Source organism: Paenibacillus sp. FSL R10-2734, assembly GCF_037963865.1.
GTDB lineage: Bacteria > Bacillota > Bacilli > Paenibacillales > Paenibacillaceae > Paenibacillus_AQ.
In genome coordinates this window covers 1,602,813-1,619,697 of record NZ_CP150170.1, presented here as the reverse complement: position 1 = coordinate 1,619,697, position 16,885 = coordinate 1,602,813, and the positions used below count along the sequence as shown (strand labels likewise).

At 43.3% G+C, this 16,885-nt stretch carries 10 protein-coding genes; 1 reads left to right on the top strand and 9 read right to left on the bottom strand.

What is annotated here, in order from left to right; translation table 11 throughout:
- Window positions 1-162 precede the first annotated feature (162 nt).
- The 3 genes from NSS67_RS07250 to ascB all read right to left on the bottom strand — a co-directional run bounded on the left by NSS67_RS07250 (window position 163) and on the right by ascB (window position 4,868).
- Window positions 163-2,232 (bottom strand): iron ABC transporter permease, encoded by a 2,070-nt coding sequence (locus NSS67_RS07250; protein WP_339318925.1) that lies wholly within the window; start codon window positions 2,230-2,232, stop codon window positions 163-165.
- Window positions 2,229-3,251 carry an iron-siderophore ABC transporter substrate-binding protein gene (locus NSS67_RS07245; protein WP_339318924.1) on the bottom strand — a complete coding sequence of 341 codons (1,023 nt, stop codon included), beginning with the start codon at window positions 3,249-3,251 and terminating at the stop codon, window positions 2,229-2,231. Before NSS67_RS07245 ends, NSS67_RS07250 begins: the two co-directional genes overlap by 4 nt.
- A 204-nt stretch (window positions 3,252-3,455) precedes the next feature.
- Window positions 3,456-4,868: a 6-phospho-beta-glucosidase gene (gene ascB, locus NSS67_RS07240; RefSeq protein WP_339318923.1), complete on the bottom strand. Its 1,413-nt coding sequence runs from the start codon at window positions 4,866-4,868 to the stop codon at window positions 3,456-3,458.
- Window positions 4,869-4,981: 113 nt separating this feature from the next.
- On the opposite strand from ascB, the gene NSS67_RS07235 reads away from it, so the two are divergent.
- Window positions 4,982-5,950 carry a LacI family DNA-binding transcriptional regulator gene (locus tag NSS67_RS07235; RefSeq protein WP_339320525.1) on the top strand — a complete coding sequence of 323 codons (969 nt, stop codon included), beginning with the start codon at window positions 4,982-4,984 and terminating at the stop codon, window positions 5,948-5,950.
- 125 nt (window positions 5,951-6,075) lie between these two features.
- Here NSS67_RS07235 and yaaA read toward each other — a convergent pair whose 3' ends face one another.
- From yaaA to NSS67_RS07205, 6 genes are all read right to left on the bottom strand, one after another.
- Window positions 6,076-6,852 carry a peroxide stress protein YaaA gene (gene yaaA, locus NSS67_RS07230; protein WP_339318922.1) on the bottom strand — a complete coding sequence of 259 codons (777 nt, stop codon included), beginning with the start codon at window positions 6,850-6,852 and terminating at the stop codon, window positions 6,076-6,078.
- Window positions 6,853-6,953: 101 nt separating this feature from the next.
- The gene (locus NSS67_RS07225; RefSeq protein ID WP_339318921.1) at window positions 6,954-7,724 is read right to left on the bottom strand and encodes an SDR family oxidoreductase; all 771 of its coding nucleotides are present in this window, start codon (window positions 7,722-7,724) and stop codon (window positions 6,954-6,956) included.
- A 1-nt stretch (window position 7,725) separates the two neighbouring features.
- A complete protein-coding gene (locus NSS67_RS07220) occupies window positions 7,726-10,146 on the bottom strand; it encodes a glycoside hydrolase family 95 protein (RefSeq protein ID WP_339318920.1) in 2,421 nt (806 codons plus the stop codon).
- A 162-nt stretch (window positions 10,147-10,308) separates the two neighbouring features.
- Complete coding sequence (locus tag NSS67_RS07215) at window positions 10,309-11,097, bottom strand: response regulator (protein ID WP_339318919.1); 789 nt, start codon at window positions 11,095-11,097, stop codon at window positions 10,309-10,311.
- A complete protein-coding gene (locus NSS67_RS07210; RefSeq protein WP_339318918.1) occupies window positions 11,090-12,880 on the bottom strand; it encodes a sensor histidine kinase in 1,791 nt (596 codons plus the stop codon). The genes NSS67_RS07215 and NSS67_RS07210 overlap by 8 nt, the downstream gene beginning before the upstream one ends.
- A 110-nt stretch (window positions 12,881-12,990) precedes the next feature.
- Window positions 12,991-16,818, bottom strand: coding sequence for a hypothetical protein (locus tag NSS67_RS07205; protein WP_339318917.1), 3,828 nt, complete (start codon window positions 16,816-16,818; stop codon window positions 12,991-12,993).
- Window positions 16,819-16,885: the final 67 nt, after the last annotated feature.

Sequence of the window (16,885 nt, the reverse complement as noted above, 5' to 3'; positions counted from 1 at the left end):
CAAAAGTTTCATGATTTATGGGTTACAAAAAAATAATCTAGACTCCAATCAAACCAAGACCAAAAAGAGTTAAACACTTGAAAAAAAAAGGAGAGAAAGCGGTAATACCGCTCTCTCTCCTTCCAATTATCGAAATCATAATATTATACAGCTTCGCAAACCTTACCCTTTTCTAACTTGCGACTGATACATTAAAAATAGGAAATACGGAGCCCCGATCAACATAATAATAAGGCCTGACGGAATCTCTTTCGGTGCCATTATGGTTCTTCCGAGCGTATCGGCAATCACTAGCATCAATCCACCAAGCAGTCCCGACAGAACAATGGATCGTCTCGTATGATGACCGATCATCATTCGTACTGCGTGCGGCGCCATAAGCCCGAGAAAACCAATCGTCCCAACACTTGCAACGGCTCCCGCCGCAAGCATAACTCCAATAATCATGGCCCAAAGCCTAGTTCCACGAACCGGCAAACCCAAACCTGTTGAACTCTCGTCGCCAAAAGCCAGCAAATCGAATCTCCGTCCCAAATAATAAGCCACTGGGACGAGTACAATCAGAAATATAAACAAGCTATTAAATTGATTCCAGCTTCGCCCGTAAGTCGAACCCGTTAACCAAATTAAAGAGCTGCTACTCCATAAACTTCCCTTGACGATCATAACCTGTATTCCCGCAGAGGCAATTGCTGATACTGCGATTCCAAGCAGAATAAGGACAGATGGATTCAATTCTCTACGCCAAGCCATAAAAAACACAAAGGCTGCAGCCAAAGCACCACCCGCAATCGCTGCGATAGGGACTGCTAATACCGTCAATGCCGGAAAAGCGACCAGTATAGTTAACGCCCCCAATCCAGCACCTGAGGTCACACCAATAATGGAGGCATCAGCCAGCGGATTTCGAACAGCGCTTTGAATCAAGACACCGCTAATGGCAAGCGCTATACCGCCTCCAGCCGCAACGAGTGTACGCGGAAGTCGTAAATTTAGCAGGACGGAATAAGATCCATCCCCGCTTTGGACAAGACTACTCAGCAGATCGCTAATCGGTATTCTCGTTCCCCCAAGTGACAAACTCACAAGGATAACAACAATGAGCAGTCCGGTCATGAAAATCACAGTCGGAACAAAACGCATCCGAAGCGCTGTTCCGCCTATATTCATAGATGACTGACCAGAGCCTGAACCCGATATATTTTTCATCTTGGTGAGCACCAGCCAAATGAGCCAAGGCGCTCCAATAATCGCCATAACCGCCCCTACTGGCATCTCACCTACACTGCTACGAACCACACGAGCAAGCGTATCTGCTGCCGTAATGAGCAGTGCTCCCCACAGTGCACTTGCAGGAATGAGCAGGTGATGCTTTCGAATACCGCTAAGCCGAACCAGATGAGGAGCCACCAGACCCACAAATCCGATTGGACCGACCACGCTGACCACGACCGCAGCAAGCAATACAGATAAGCCTAAACCTAGCCCCCGTGCCAATCCAACCCGTTGACCGAGTGAGCGGGCAGTGGACTCATCGAGTTCCAGCGCATCAAATTGCCTACCTGCTAGGACAGCGGCTATAAGCAATGTAATGACAAAAGGCCAGGCATACTTAACACCATCCCAATCTAACTGAATCAGTGATCCTGAACCCCATAAGAATAGATTTTGCGTTTCGTTCTTATTAAAAATATGTAGGGCCGATGTAAACGCTCCGAGCACCATAGACACGATCATACCTGATAGAGCCAGTCGGACAGGTGTTGCCCCCTTGCCACCGCTCAACAAATAGGCAGCCAGTGCAGCAAGCAGCCCCCCTGCTACTGCAAGCAAAAATGGGAACTGATGCTGCAAAGCTGGAAAAGTAACCATACCAAGGACAACCATAAAATAAGCTCCAGCATTAATTCCCAGTGTATCTGAGGAAGCGAGCGGATTCTTCGTTATCGTTTGCAGTAATGCTCCAGCCGCAGCCAGAGCGGCACCAGCCAGAAGGCCAATCACCGTACGCGGCATCCGGATATCCCAGAGCAGATTATGTTCCATCACATCCTGCCGATTCAGTAAACCTTCCAACACCGTAGCTGCTGGGATTTTGGCTTCACCGAAACCTAGGCTTAGAATGGATAGAACAAAGAGGGCGGCAAGGCCGCCCCCAAATATTCCAATAATTCTCCAGATCATTCCACTTGAGGCTTCTTTGCTGCTCTTCCCGTTCATAAAAGCACTCATTTCGTTAGTGTATTTACAACTTCATCCACGATAACCTTGGAGGAAATCGGACCGCCGAATACCCAAGTAGTACTGCTCAATCCGAAGGTGCGATTTTCTTTCACAAAGTTAAGGCCGTTCCAAACGGAATTATCCTTCAGTTCTTTCGTGAAAATATTATCATCCTTCTGGACGATATACATCAGGTTAGTATCCTGAACAGCCGGCAATGCTTCAACCGTTGATGTAGTGAATCCGTAAGCTTCGAATTTTTCGGGTTTCCAATCGTTCTTCAGACCAATTCGTTCCAAAGTTTGTACTGCAAGTGAGTTATCTGTAAAAAGACGTAATGTTGCTGCATTCTGATAGCTGTAAGCTTGTGTCAGCACGTAATTCAAGCCTTCCTTACCTGCTTCAGCCAGCTTTGTCTTCGCTGCTGCATAATGGGCATCCAAGTCAGCGAGAACCTTGTCACCTTCCGCGGTTTTACCTACAGCCGCTGCAATCGTTTTGAAGGTATCTTCCATAATCGTGTACTGATCACCTTGTCCTTCTTCCGGATACAGACCGAAAATCAGCGTTGGAGCGATGCCTTTTAATTGATCATAAATTCCTTCATGTCCACCCGTATTAGCAATAATCAAATCCGGCTTTAAAGAAGCAATGGTCTCCAAATCCGGCTCGTCACGTGAGCCAACATCTGTCACGCTTGCATCGAGTGGCGCTTCAGAAGTTACATATAACTTGTAGTTTTCGTTATCGGCATTCCCCACCGGCTGAACTCCGAGCGCGATGATGTCCTCCGTAAATGTCCATTCCAGTACAACAACCCTTTGCGCAGGCTTATCCAGCTTAACCTCGCCTTTATCATCTTTTAATATAATAGGACCGCTTGTGGATTCACTGCCCGAATTTGCAGCAGTTGAATTGTTAGCTGCTTCCCCGTTCGTTTTCGAAGTATTGTTTTGGTTAGATCCACAACCTGCTACAACCAATATGACAGCCATAACCATAACTAAATTGAGTAATCTTTTATGCATTTTTGCTTATCCCCCTGTATATACATCTAAGTTACAATTCTATGATAATTATTATCATCCTATTGATAATGATTATCATAGAATCATAATAGCTATCTTATATGCGATTTATAATAATGTCAAAGTTAAATTGAAATCTTTCTTAAACTTAGGCACAAAAAAGCCCTAATGTATCAAGGTTGCTTGATCATTAGGACTGTATTACTAGAACAGGCTCTGCCCGTTAGATTCAATCACTTCTTTGTACCAGTGGAATGACTTCTTCCGGTATCTTTCGAGTGTTCCTGAACCATCATCATGTCGGTCCACATAAATGAAGCCATAACGTTTCTTTAGTTCGGCGCTTGTTGCGCTAACCAAGTCAATGCAGCCCCAGCTTGTATAGCCCATAACTTCTACCCCGTCAGCAATAGCTTCCGCGACCTGAACCAGATGATCTCGCAAGTAATTGATCCGGTAATCGTCGTTTACGACCTTTTCGCCGTTCCCATTTAAAACGAGCTGATCGACGGCACCAAGACCATTTTCCACAATAAACAGCGGTTTTTGGTATCGGTCATAGAACAAATTCATAACATAACGCAAGCCCTGCGGATCGATCTGCCAACCCCAATCGCTCGCTTCCAGATACGGATTCGCAACCCCGCCTAGCAGGTTACCTTCTCCTCTGATCTGTTTCTCCGGGTCAGCCGTTTCACACGTACTCATATAGTAACTGAACGATATGAAATCCACAGTATGCTTCAGAATTTCTTCATCGCCTGGCTCAAAATGAATGTGAATTCCGTTATCTTTAAAGAAACGCTTCATATAGCTCGGATAATAACCTCTAGCATGAACATCCGCAAAGAACATATTTTTATGATCACTTTGCATAACCTTGATCACATCATCCGGATGCGGAGTGAGTGGATAAATTGGCATGCTCAGCACCATACACCCTATTTGGAAATCAGGATTGATTTCATGACCGATCTTCACAGCTAGAGCACTAGCTACAAACTCATGGTGAATGGCCTGATACAGATCCTGCTTACTCAACTTCTCCAATGGAGTATTGATTCCGCCACTCATAAATGGAAACTCAAGAATGGAATTGATCTCATTAAAGGTCAGCCAATATTTAACCTTGTTCTTGTAACGATTATATATTGTTCTAACATAGCGCTCATAGAAATCTACCATCTTACGGTTGACCCAACCATCATATTCTCGTGCCAGATGCAGTGGAGTTTCATAATGTGAGATAGTCACTAGCGGCTCGATGCCGTATTTATGACACTCATCAAACAGGTCGTCGTAGAACTGCAGACCTTTTTCATTCGGCTCCAGCTCGTCCCCTTTCGGAAAAATCCGGGACCAAGCAATGGACGTCCGGAACACTTTGAAGCCCATTTCCGCGAACAGTTTAATATCTTCTTTATATCGGTGATAGAAGTCGATACCAATCAACTTCATATTATCGTCGGTAGGAACCTCTGTAGGAGCAGACTTAATTCCTTTCGGCATAACATCTTGGGTGGACCATCCTTTACCATCTTCCTGATATGCCCCTTCAAGTTGGTTCGCTGCTACAGCGCCGCCCCATAAGAATCCTTTTGGAAATTGCAATTCCATATTTTTTCCCGCCCTTACTATTGTGATAGTATAGAATTACTGCTCTAATTCGAATCCTAAACCTTGGAACGCGTTACATGTCAAGTACTAATCATGCGAAGGAGAACAAGCCGATGTCCACTCTTGACGAAATTGCTAAGCTGTCGGGCTTTTCCAAAGCTACGGTATCCCGCGTCCTCAACCAGTCCCCACATGTCAGCAAGGAGACTCGGGAAAAAATCCTCGCCATCATGAAGGAGACGGACTATGTTCCCAATCGGAATGCGATTTCTTTATCCAAAGGCCAAACTCAGCAAATCGGCATGATCACCATGGACCTAAGTGAGCTAATTCTGTGCTTTATGAACAGCTTCGTCGAAATGTCCGGCCGTTACGGGTATCAGACGATTATTTATACTACCGGCGGGGATAAGCAAAAGGAGCTTCAGGCCTTCGAGGATCTCAAAATGAAACGAGTCGACGCTCTGCTCATACTGACCTCCGTTAACGAAAAGAATGTTATCTCTTCCTACTGCAAATACGGGCCAATTGTGTCCTGGCAGCGCATGGACCATCCTGAAATACCGTCCGTTGCCATGAACCAATATGACGGATATGCACTCGCTCTGGAGCATTTAATTAAACGGGGTTATAAGCGTATCGCTAATGCTTTCGGCCGGCCCAGCAGCATTAATACCCAAAGCAGACGCCTCGCCTATGAGCAAATTATGGCTAAATATAATCTTCCCATTATAGAGGAATGGTATTACTACACGATTTATGGAATCCGAGATGGAGAGCAGTTGTTGCGCTCTTTTATGGCTGAAACGAATCAGCCGGATGTGATTTTGTGCTCCAATGATTTGGTGGCAGCGGGCATTCTCAGCGAAGCGCGCAGGCAGCAACTGGACGTGCCTCGGGATCTCGCCATCGTTGGTTTTGATAATTCAGAGCTGTCGAGAACCCTTGGAATCACGACCATTCTAAATCCGATTGCGGGACAGGCAGAGAACGCGTTTCTTCTCCTAGCTCCAGCGCTGCTTGGCCAGAACATGGAGCTGCAGCCGCTGTCTTTTAAGCTGATCGAACGGGAGACAACATAGTTTGCCCATTGTTATAGTATTCCAGCCGATAAGAGAACTCGAAAGCAGATGAGATTAAAGTAATGGGGTTCATGGTCACATTAAAAAAAGACTGGAGGTAAGTTGCTTACCTTCCAGTCTTAGGTTCATTCCGCTTCAATTACGGAATTTTTATCCCGCTTTTTTTGTATAAACACATAAGTACTCTCATCCGACAATTCATCAGCAAAGCTGAAATCAAACCCGTCGAAATCTTTGATATCCTCCACACAGGTAATTTGCCGTTCGGCCATAAAGCGCACCATTTCACCTCTGGCCATCTTGACCAGGGTCGCCCTCTCAACCACCTTACCGCCGATCTCCTGCCCGAATACACAACTAACCATTCGAACATTCCCGGCAATATAAGGAGCGATGCACTTGCTATATTCCTTGGAGGCCAGATTCAGAATAGTGTCACTCTCAGAAAATAGCTGATCCGCCAATTTTCTATTCCAGAACTCATAGAGAGTACCGAAGCCAGGTCCGCTTAGCTTTGCCTGCATCTCCAGCCTGTACGGGACTACCCCGTCAAACGGCCGGACGATCCCATAGAATCCGGACAATATTCGCAAATGCTGCTGAAGATATTCAAGCTCCTCCGTTTGAAATATCCCAGGTGCCATGTACTGATACTGTATACCCTCATATGAAAATATGGCCGGCGTAAGATTCTGATTTACATCCATATGCGAGATCCGCTCCACATTCAGCGTGGCAATGGTATCATTGCATTTCCATAGAGATTTAGCTTCTTCATAATTCAACTTCTGTAATAAGGCCAAAAGAGTTTTCGACTCGTTTATGAATTGCGGCACCTGGCTGTAATCCATAAAATCTGTGTCTGTCTTCATCTTCTTGGCAGGTGAAATAATGATTCTCATGATGCTCCCTTTTCCTAGTCCCGAGGGGATTAAAATGTAATATAATCTTATCCTATCATACTTCATCTCCCTTATTAATATTTCGCAAGTATTCTCTTTTGTTAGAACCCGATCAATGCTCCTCCATCAACAGGCAATATGATTCCATTGACAAAGGATGCAGCTGGAGATGCCAGATAGACTGCAGCCCAACCGATATCGCTAGGATCTCCGAATTTATTCATTGGAGTACGTCCCAATATTTTTTGCTTTCTGACATCATCACCAGCTAATGCCTTATGCAGCATCGGTGTCTCAATCCAGCCAGGGGCGATGCCGTTCACCCGTATCCCGTAAGCCGATGTCTCAGAAGCCAGTGTATGCACCATACCTAGATAAGCTGATTTCGCACTGGAGTAAGCAATAATATTGGGTTGTCCTATAAAGGATGCCATGGAAGCTTGGAAGATGATATTTCCTTTCTTTCGTTGCTTCATACGAGGGATTAGAACACGGCATAATGAGAACGCTCCAAGCAGATGCACATCCAGCACAGACTGAAATTCCTCAATTGATGTTTCTTCAATCGGCTTCTTAAAGTGGTTGCCTGCATTGTTAATTAATATCGAGACAGGTCCGATTGTCTTCTCAACTTCTTGAATAAAATGCTCTGTCTGCTTGGTGTCTGCAACATTAAAGGTGCGATAATACACTCCCGGACCGATCGATTCGGCTAATCTCGTGCGTTCCTCACCCTCACCAGAACCGACCATAATGACTTCCGCGCCAGCTGCATGAAAGCACTGACTCATTGCTAATCCAAGCCCTGTAGCGCCTCCCGTAATCAGAACACGTTCTCCAGTAAGACTAAATATTTCCTGTAATGTTGTCATATTATATACCTCGCAATTTGTACCCGTATTTTGTAGTAGCTGGTTCATAACCTATTGGAGTAATTCTATAAGATTTCCCTGCTTGTGTTTCAAATAGAAGTACCCCATCTTCTGTCACTTCCCATTCTTCTACATCAACCTTAACAGGGGTTGATGTTCGTAGTCGGCAAACCCCATTTAAGGATGAGTTGATATTCGCATTGACGAGGCTTCCATCCTTCCACTCCATCGCAATTTCATACCCTCCACGCGCTCTAAGTCCCTTCACTTTTCCATTCCTCCATGAATTAGGCAGCGCCGGCAAAAGATGAAGTTCTCCCGTATGGCTCTGCACAAGAAGTTCTGCAATACCAGCTGTAGCAGCGAAGTTAGCCTCAATTGAAAAAGGATAAAATGTAATCTTCGGATGACGATGTGCATTAAATAAATTTGGAAAAGGATTTCCGAGAAGTTTTCTTAAATAAAAATATGCATTCTCTGCATCTTCAAGTCTGGCATAAATGTTAATGTTCCAAGCGAAGCACCAACCAATTGTATCTGTTCCCTCATACTCACGTCGGCGTTCTAAGCTTACTCGTACTGCTTGAGCTAAATCTGGAGTACCACGTAAGGTAATTTGATTTCCAGGATGCAGTGCGTATAGATGCGCTGTATGGCGATGACCAGGCTCCACTTCATCGAAATCCTCAAACCACTCTTGCAGCTGTCCATGTTTACCTATACGAAACGGTAATAATTGATTGAATGCCTGTTCTAGATGCTCATAAAACCCGTCATCCTCTTCTAATATTCGATAGCTTTCCATGCAATTAGCGAACAATTCACGCATAAGAGCAACATCCATGGTAGAACTTTGACTTACAGCCACATGATTACCGTCAGGTGCAATGAACGTATTCTCTGGTGAGGTTGATGGTGAAGAAACCAAGTTCCCCATTTTGTCCTCAACTAAATAATCAAGACAAAAAGTAGCTGCCTCTTTCATTATTGGGTATGCTACATTACGTAGAAACTCTACATCACCGCCAAAAGCGTAATGCTCCCATACATGCTGGCATAACCAGGGCCCTGCCATGGGCCAGAATGCCCATGTGGCAGGCCCATTCGAAGGCCCCCCTTGAGGACTAGCCGTTCGCCACAAATCAACTCCATGATGTGCGGTCCACCCTCGCATATGGTAATAAACTTCTACCATCTTACCCCCGGTATGCTGTAAATCTCTCATAAGATCAAATAAAGGAGAATGAAACTCTGCAAGATTGCAACTTTCGGCTAGCCAATAGTTCATCTCCGTATTAATATTTGTCGTATAATTACATGACCATGGTGGCTTCGTCATGTTATTCCAAATTCCCTGAAGATTGGTCGCTTGGGTACCCGGTCGCGAACTGCTAATCATTAAATATCGTCCAAATTGAAAGAACAACGCAGCTAACTGCGCATCCTCTCCACCATCTCGCACAGCAACAATTCTCTCATCAGTAGGCAATTCCTGATTGCTAACACCATCAAGTTCTAATAAAACCCTGTCAAAAAAAACACAAAAATCACGAATGTGTCGCTCACGAAGTTGATCATAAGTAAATTGAGAGGCGGCAGATAATTGTTTATCTGACAGAACCTTTGGATCTTTCCCGTTACGTACTGGATCCTTATCGTAACCATTAAAACTAGTTACAGCGCTAAGCAATAAAGTGACCGCATTGGCAGATTTGATCTGCAAACGTGCACCATGCGTCTCAACCGCCCCCTGCTGCGGAAGTGCTAATAGTTGTACTTCAAATCGGATTCCCTTATCTGGCTCGTAGAAAACCGTTTCTCTATTGGATTCCCCGATAGGATCTATTTTACAAGGAGCAGCACCCGCCATATAAATCCGATCTATGTCAAGTTTCCCTGTATTGTAATTTAATGGACTCTTTAAATTGGTGTGTAAATTAATCTGGTTCGGTTGATCTGCTCTGATATGAATAACCATAACCTGGTCAACTGCCGATATGAATACTTCTCTAACGTAATTAATTTCTCCAATTTTATATTCCGTTCGACTAATACCAGTTCGTATGTCCAACTCACGACGATAGGATACATAGGATGCACCATGCCCCATCTCCAGTTCCACATCACCCAACGCTTGATAAGCCTCAGACCAAGGTCCCAACATATGATTTTCTATAACCGTCTGTGCTTCTCGGTATTTTTCTTCATATATCAATTTTCGCGATAGATCCAGATACTCAAATGCTTCAGCATGATCAGCTTCTCTTGGTCCACCAGTCCATAATGTATCCTCGTTCAACGAAATAATCTCACGCTTCACACCACCGTAGACCATTCCACCGAATCTACCGTTCCCTATTGGCAGTGCTTCTACCCACTCTTCAGCTGGCTTACGATACCACAAATGCATAGGATTGCTCATGATTATTCCCCTCCAGTTCTTCCTGATAAAACGCTTTCAAACAACATTATCATTGAATTTTTGGCATAGTAAAATAGAACATATTTCAGGTTCGAATGTTCATTTTACAGTATCCGAACAAGAAATATGTCCCCAATGACATGCAAGCATCGTTTTTTAAAATTACGCATTTGGGGTAAAAAGCCCCCTGTATTCTCCTGGAGTTACGCCGCTGTATTTTTTGAATACATTAAAGAAGTGCCTAACACTCTCATAGCCAACCTGCTCCGAAATTTTATGAAATGACAGCCCCGTATCCATGAGCATCATCTCTTTCGCTTTCTTAATTCGATATAAGTGTAAAAAATGAATAAAGGTTAGGCCTGTTTCCTTGCGAAAAAGCGAGCTAATATAATTGGGGTTCAACAGGACATGATCAGCAATCTGATCAAGTGAAATGTCATGTGTATAATGGAGTTCAATGTATTGGATTATTCTCTTCACATTACTAGACATTTGATTCGTATAGAGTGTGTCCAACTTAGGTTCACTTACAATAGGAACAGCCTGTTTAGGAACTGTAGGGGTAGACCTGGATTTAAGTACATCAAAGGATATCTTATTCAGTATGTCATAGAGTTCCGCTTTATCAATTGGCTTCATTAAATAATCTATAACCTGACATTGAATGGCCTGCCTCATATATTTCGTATCATCATAGCCAGACAGGATAATAAATCGATTACAAAGATTTTTTTCTTTCGCTGCGCGGATTAATTCCAAACCATTCATTTTAGGCATATGAATATCTGTAATTAGTAAGTCGGGCCTGAAACTTCCAAGCTTTTCGAGTGCTTCCGTGCCATCTGAAGCCTTCACCACTTGAGAGCAGGGAGTATTCCCCTTTTCAATGATATGCTGCAGTCCCTTAAGCATAAAAGGTTCATCATCAACAATCATCAAGTTAATCATGCGCCCCCCCCTTTTTAAGTAACCTTACTACGTAAACAGTGCCCTCACCGAGTATACTTTGAACACAAAGACCAGAGCTTTCTCCATAATACATCTTGATTCGCTCGCTAACATTATAAATACCGAATCCTGAATCCTCTGTCTGTAATTCACCACGATCTATTCGATTGTCAATAACACCTTGGACAACAGCAAGTCTCTCTTCAGAGATACCGACTCCATTATCTGTTATTGTAATTTGAAAAAACCTTCCTATATCCGTGACAGTTAACTTGATAACACCCTGTTCACCATGTTTAGAAATGCCATGATGAATGCAATTTTCTACTAAGGGCTGGAGAATAAATTTGGGGCAATAAACATCTCGCAAATCTGCTTCTATTCGGATCTCAAATACTAGTTGTTCTAACATTCGAAGCTTATAAATATCCAAATAATGATGTATGTTGTTAATTTCATCCTGAAGCAGCGTTTCATTCTGCCCCGACGACAATGTATATCTTAACAGTTTTCCAAGCGTATAGGTTGCATCAACAACTTCCTGATCATCGTTTAGCTCAGCTAGCATACGAATAGATTCTAGCGTGTTATATAAGAAATGAGGCTTAATTTGTGCCTGCAATACCATATAATCCGCTTCTCTTTTCATAGATTCTGCCTTCTGTACTTTGCTGACTAGCTCTTCGATGCGATATATCATCGTATTAAAAGAATATGCAAGAAAGCCAATTTCATCTTTGGCTTTCTCACTCTGATACAGGCTTAAATTATTCTCACCTACACTACGCATATGTTTAGCAAGTTTTAAAATCCGCCGCGTCAAAATTGTTGCGACTACGTAATAAAGCAATGAGAGCAGGATTAACAAAACAAAGAGCAGGATTCCACCTATAATCGCCTTATTACGAAAGTTTGAAAACATTTCTTGTAACGGCGTAAAAAAATAAAAAGTAAGTTGAGGATCAGAGCGATTCAAGACATTTACTAGCAAATCGCCCTCCTTCCAATAGTTCTTTGTTTTTCCATTCGATAATGATATTTCCCTTAACCGTTCATCGTCATTATGTGTGCTTTCACTGAAGAGGATCTCCCCGTTTCGAGCAATTCGTGGAGTGACATGACTATTAGAATTAGCTACTTTCAGAAAACTGGCAAGAATGCGATCATCGACAACCAATTCCAAAATTGCAAGCTGCTTCGTATAACCAGCATTATAAACCCTTTGATAGTAAGCGAGATAAGGGAATCCCGTTTCACCGACTTTATCCATTGCGAGCCACATGCCTTGATTAATCTTCAACTGCTCCATACGCGTAATAATTTCTGGATGAGGAAATTCCTCAATGCTCATGACCTCATCATACACGGGGATAACGGATTCAACTGTTCTATATAATCGAATTGACTTGATCGCCTCATTGCTTGAATAAGAGAACGAAAAAATAGGGCGGATGTTCTTCAAGTATTGGTATACCTGATCAGCTTCAGTTAAATGAAACCCACTAAGATAATCATTAACCTCAGAATTATATTGGAACAAGGAATGAATGGACTTCACTTGCTCCAGACTAACATTGAAACTGTCATCCGCCTGCTTGATTAGCTGTTGTTTGTTTCTAGAATAATCTGCAAGCATATTCTCGTATAATTGAATAGAAAAATAACAACCAAAAATAATAATTGGTAAAAAAACGAGCAGAATATAGCCCCACACCATTTTTTTCACTAATTGCATCCCGCTTAACTTCGTCTTTAACAAGGTTAACACGGTAAATTTCATCATAACAATCACTGCTTTTTGATTAAATTTGGTTGTAAATGCATAAGTTCTAAGCGCTTACATTTTTTATTCCAATAATTACAATTCAATTATACAATATTCCCATGGTTAAATTAACCTTCAATTACATAAACAGGACCATATAGCCCCCCGGATGCAAATTCAGATTGTAACTTTGAACTTACATTAACATCCCAATAAGTGACCTTAGGGTCTGGATTGCCGCCGACATTACTTGTCGGCTTGCCATCTTCATAATGCGTACCGAGTGTGTTCGTTACACGTATACGCAAATGATAATCCCCAGCTGGCAGGTTATTTCCAAGATCAAAATTGTAGGGTCTCCAAGCTCGAACCCCTAGTGATTTTCCATTGAGCCAACATTCTGCGGTTCCCCGAACGTGACCTAAATCTAATATAACATGCCTGTTTCCTTGGAGAGAGACAGTTGATGCATATTCTACAACACCACTATGATGAGGTAAGTTTAGTGCACTCCGCCAATCCCCTAGCCTTCCATTCACTTCTGCCGTTTCGAAGCGAATGGGCGCAAGTAGTACATCTGCCTCTGTACTTAAATCATTGGGCTCAATACGAACAGCTGCTTGTGAATGTGCTGACTTAACTGGAAAGTGAATGATATCTTCACTGATCGCTATTTCCTCTCCCTCGATCCAGACCCTGTAATTTCCTTTACATAATAATTTCATCCGAAATGCTCCAGCAGGTAAGGTGAATCTTAACCAAATGGGCTTACCAGCAACTCTCGGATCTCGAAGAAATGGGAGTGGTGTAGGACTTGGCACAGCATGAGGCATAAGCCAACCAATACCAGGAAGCGGATGGTCTCGATCCTTCAGCCAAAGGGATTCCGTCTCAGCAAATTGTAATACTGCTTCATGAAGGATCTCAGCCAAATTACCCTCTTCATCCTTCCACTGTTCTCCTGTACAGAATACTTCCTCCTCACCATCTTCCCATTCCATAATTCCATCTGCAAACACCTCGCCTACTCCTTCAGGAAACACAAATTTAACTGTATTCATTCCTTGCTGTAAGTAAGGTGTCAGATCGAGTAATTCTTGCCCTTGACGAATATAGGGATTAAAGTCACCATGCTCAATGATTTTGTTATCGTTAACGACTAAGACGACCCTTCCTCTTGCAGCGAACACCATTCGAACTTGTTTGAGCGAACGATCTTTTACATGAATCGTCTTCATGAGAAAAGCGTCGGCATCCATTTTTTTAGGATGAATCCACTTAGGTAAAGCGGGGCGATCCTGCACATTCACTTCGACTGCTGCACGAACAATTCCTGTGGTTACCGCCCTCGCACATAGCTTAAGACTATTCGCACCTTCCTCTAATCTTATCCATGCTGTTTGCTCCTCAGGACCGCCTTTCCATCCTATAGATTTCCCATTTACTTCAGCTTGGATGTTAGCATTACTCTCCACTCTCATCCAATATTCTCCATATAATGGAGCCATAATATTCGTCACTGCGCACACACTCTCATGAACATTCAGTAAACCTAGGTTTAAAAATCTGCGAGGCACCCTGCCCATCCGACCTGCCCAAGTTCGGAAGCTCATATCACCAAGTATTGTTGAATATGTAATGGGCCAAGCATATGCGGGATCATACTGATCTCCTTTTGACGCCATCCAATAATCGGCTTCGCTCCATAACTGTAATTTCCATGCTGAATCGTCATACCCGACTTCATACCAGCCGGTTTGCTCACCTGACTCCTCTCCACTTTCCGTATGAACCCTTATGCGACGAGTTTCGATCGATAATTCTTTACTCACTTCACCGTGGAGGTCAAAATCACCATAAAGATTATCAAGTGTTGAAATAGCTCTTACTTGCCATGAGGTAGCTGGAATTTCGTGTTTTGTTACTTGTGCCGGCTTTATATTCGGCTCTATACCACAATTCGTCGTATGATCATTTGTACCTTTAGATTCGGAGCATACGATTAACGAAGCGGGCCAATTTCCAAAGTTAACCTCGATCTCAATCCATTCCCCGTATCGTTTAAATGGAATGTCTACGATGTCACCACTTACGGGATCCCATTCCTGGGGGGTTCCAGAAGTCCGCAAGCGGTAACTTGCTGGTGGAATCTCCGTCGTATTCGGAGTTGCAGGCTGATGCATTCGAAGTAGTTCACCATCCTTTGGCAGAAGAAGAAAAATATCCGTATCTTCCGTACGCCGATGAAGACTCATTCCGTCTCCTTCTATTCGTCTATTAACATTTGCTTCAATGAATGCGATTGACTCTTCGGCGGTTTTTACATATACCGCTCCTTCAATTGTCTCTTGCCCCTCTAAACAATCAACTACAATGACTAATCCACCGCTTCTAATCCACTCTTCTACACGGTGTTTAGCTTTTGCTTCCATTTCTGTTGTTCCACAAAGTAACATGACAGAGAATGCCTCATTGGCTATGTGCAGTTTCCCACTCAATACTTGTGATTTCTCAATCGCTGAATCATCGATAATATCATAATCATAAAAGGCTTCCCTTAGTGCCCCCAAGTTACGTTGTTCTCTCCGACTCCATCTACCTGTCAACCGAACATAAGTATTATGAATATGATTCAGTGCATCATGTGGCATTTTATTGGCTACAACCATTGGATGCTCCAACGGCCCCCCATCTGAAAGAGACATATAACCACTTGCCGCATACGATGGGTAATGAATCGCAATGTCGGCGACATGTGAACCCTCGCTTAACAAACAGCAGATTCTGCTAATGGTGTCGGCAAAGATCTTGTAGTGTTCGTAATATGGTTGCCTCCAACCAGTATCTGGTGGTGCCCACTCCCACCAGCCCCCCCGTGTGCTGTAGTATACGGCGTGTGGACTATATAATGTTACACCGGCTTGAAACCATGGAATTAACCAATGAAGTGTCTCCTCAAGTGTTCCGCCCCATCCACTGGTGTGAAAGGCCTCCAGAAACACGCGCTTCCCACCATGTAGATGTACCATTGAAGAGTGAGGCTTAATTTCACCATCCATATCACTTCCGGCGGAATTATACCAACGATGGGTACGAAAATAATCCAAGTACAGCCTTTGGGCACCATGTACGTCTGCTCTCCTAGCGGGTCCAGCTTGATCGCAACAGATGAGCATATTGTATTTTTCATGCCAGTTTGAAAGTGGAATGAATAGAGCTCGTTCAGCATATTCAGCCGCTAAATGATATACCCGCCTACGAACAGTAGCAGAACGTGAAGATTCATCAAATAACAACGGCAGATCTGTAATTAAATCTTCCCCATATCGTTTTTTGTAATCTTCAGGTAATTCTAACGTCCACAAGGGTAGAGGAGGGAGTTCATCTTGAAAGCTACCACCAATCGTTTGCCCTAGATCATTAGGAAATCTTCGCTCATATTCACCGTGAATCCTATTTAACAAAACTTCAGTTGCAGTTGGGTCAAGCCAGTTAAAACCGTACCGAATTGTAAAATATATATACTCACCTGATTCAGTAAGGATTTGTGCACCATGGGGTAATGGTTCTCCTACACTTGTACGCCGTAAGCCATAGCCCGAAAATTCCGGGTTCGCGGTTACGAGTTCTGATGGAATATTCGTCCCTGAGAAACCGATTTGATCATAGAAAAAAAGACGCATTCCTAAACGTTGCGCTTCACGCAAAGCTACTTCAAACATGCTCCACCAGCGTTCCGAGAAATGAATGGGATTATCGCTGACGCTTCCATATTGTGGTCCCGTTGGAGCAATATTAATGATACCGATATTACGAAGTCCGCCTGCATGAAATTTCTGTAATTGCCAAACGATTCGTTCAGCCGTAATCTCCTCTGCACTCCACCACCAGAATGGTAAAGGTCCATAGTCGGGGTTCGCTATACGAAATTGCTCTCTCAATTCGTTCATGTTCATCCGAAATATCCCCCTCATTCATCAATACTTTGCAGGCCATAAAGTTTACTAAGTAGCACAGTAATAC

Bases quoted from the DNA above. Each gene is read 5' to 3' on its own strand.
- NSS67_RS07215 (WP_339318919.1), bottom strand. From the start codon at position 11,097: ATGATTAACTTGATGATTGTTGATGATGAACCTTTTATGCTTAAGGGA.
- NSS67_RS07205 (WP_339318917.1), bottom strand. From the start codon at position 16,818: ATGAACATGAACGAATTGAGAGAGCAATTTCGTATAGCGAACCCCGAC.
- NSS67_RS07245 (WP_339318924.1), bottom strand. From the start codon at position 3,251: ATGCATAAAAGATTACTCAATTTAGTTATGGTTATGGCTGTCATATTG.
- NSS67_RS07250 (WP_339318925.1), bottom strand. From the start codon at position 2,232: ATGAGTGCTTTTATGAACGGGAAGAGCAGCAAAGAAGCCTCAAGTGGA.
- NSS67_RS07210 (WP_339318918.1), bottom strand. From the start codon at position 12,880: ATGATGAAATTTACCGTGTTAACCTTGTTAAAGACGAAGTTAAGCGGG.
- NSS67_RS07235 (WP_339320525.1), top strand. From the start codon at position 4,982: ATGTCCACTCTTGACGAAATTGCTAAGCTGTCGGGCTTTTCCAAAGCT.
- NSS67_RS07220 (WP_339318920.1), bottom strand. From the start codon at position 10,146: ATGAGCAATCCTATGCATTTGTGGTATCGTAAGCCAGCTGAAGAGTGG.
- ascB (WP_339318923.1), bottom strand. From the start codon at position 4,868: ATGGAATTGCAATTTCCAAAAGGATTCTTATGGGGCGGCGCTGTAGCA.
- yaaA (WP_339318922.1), bottom strand. From the start codon at position 6,852: ATGAGAATCATTATTTCACCTGCCAAGAAGATGAAGACAGACACAGAT.
- NSS67_RS07225 (WP_339318921.1), bottom strand. From the start codon at position 7,724: ATGACAACATTACAGGAAATATTTAGTCTTACTGGAGAACGTGTTCTG.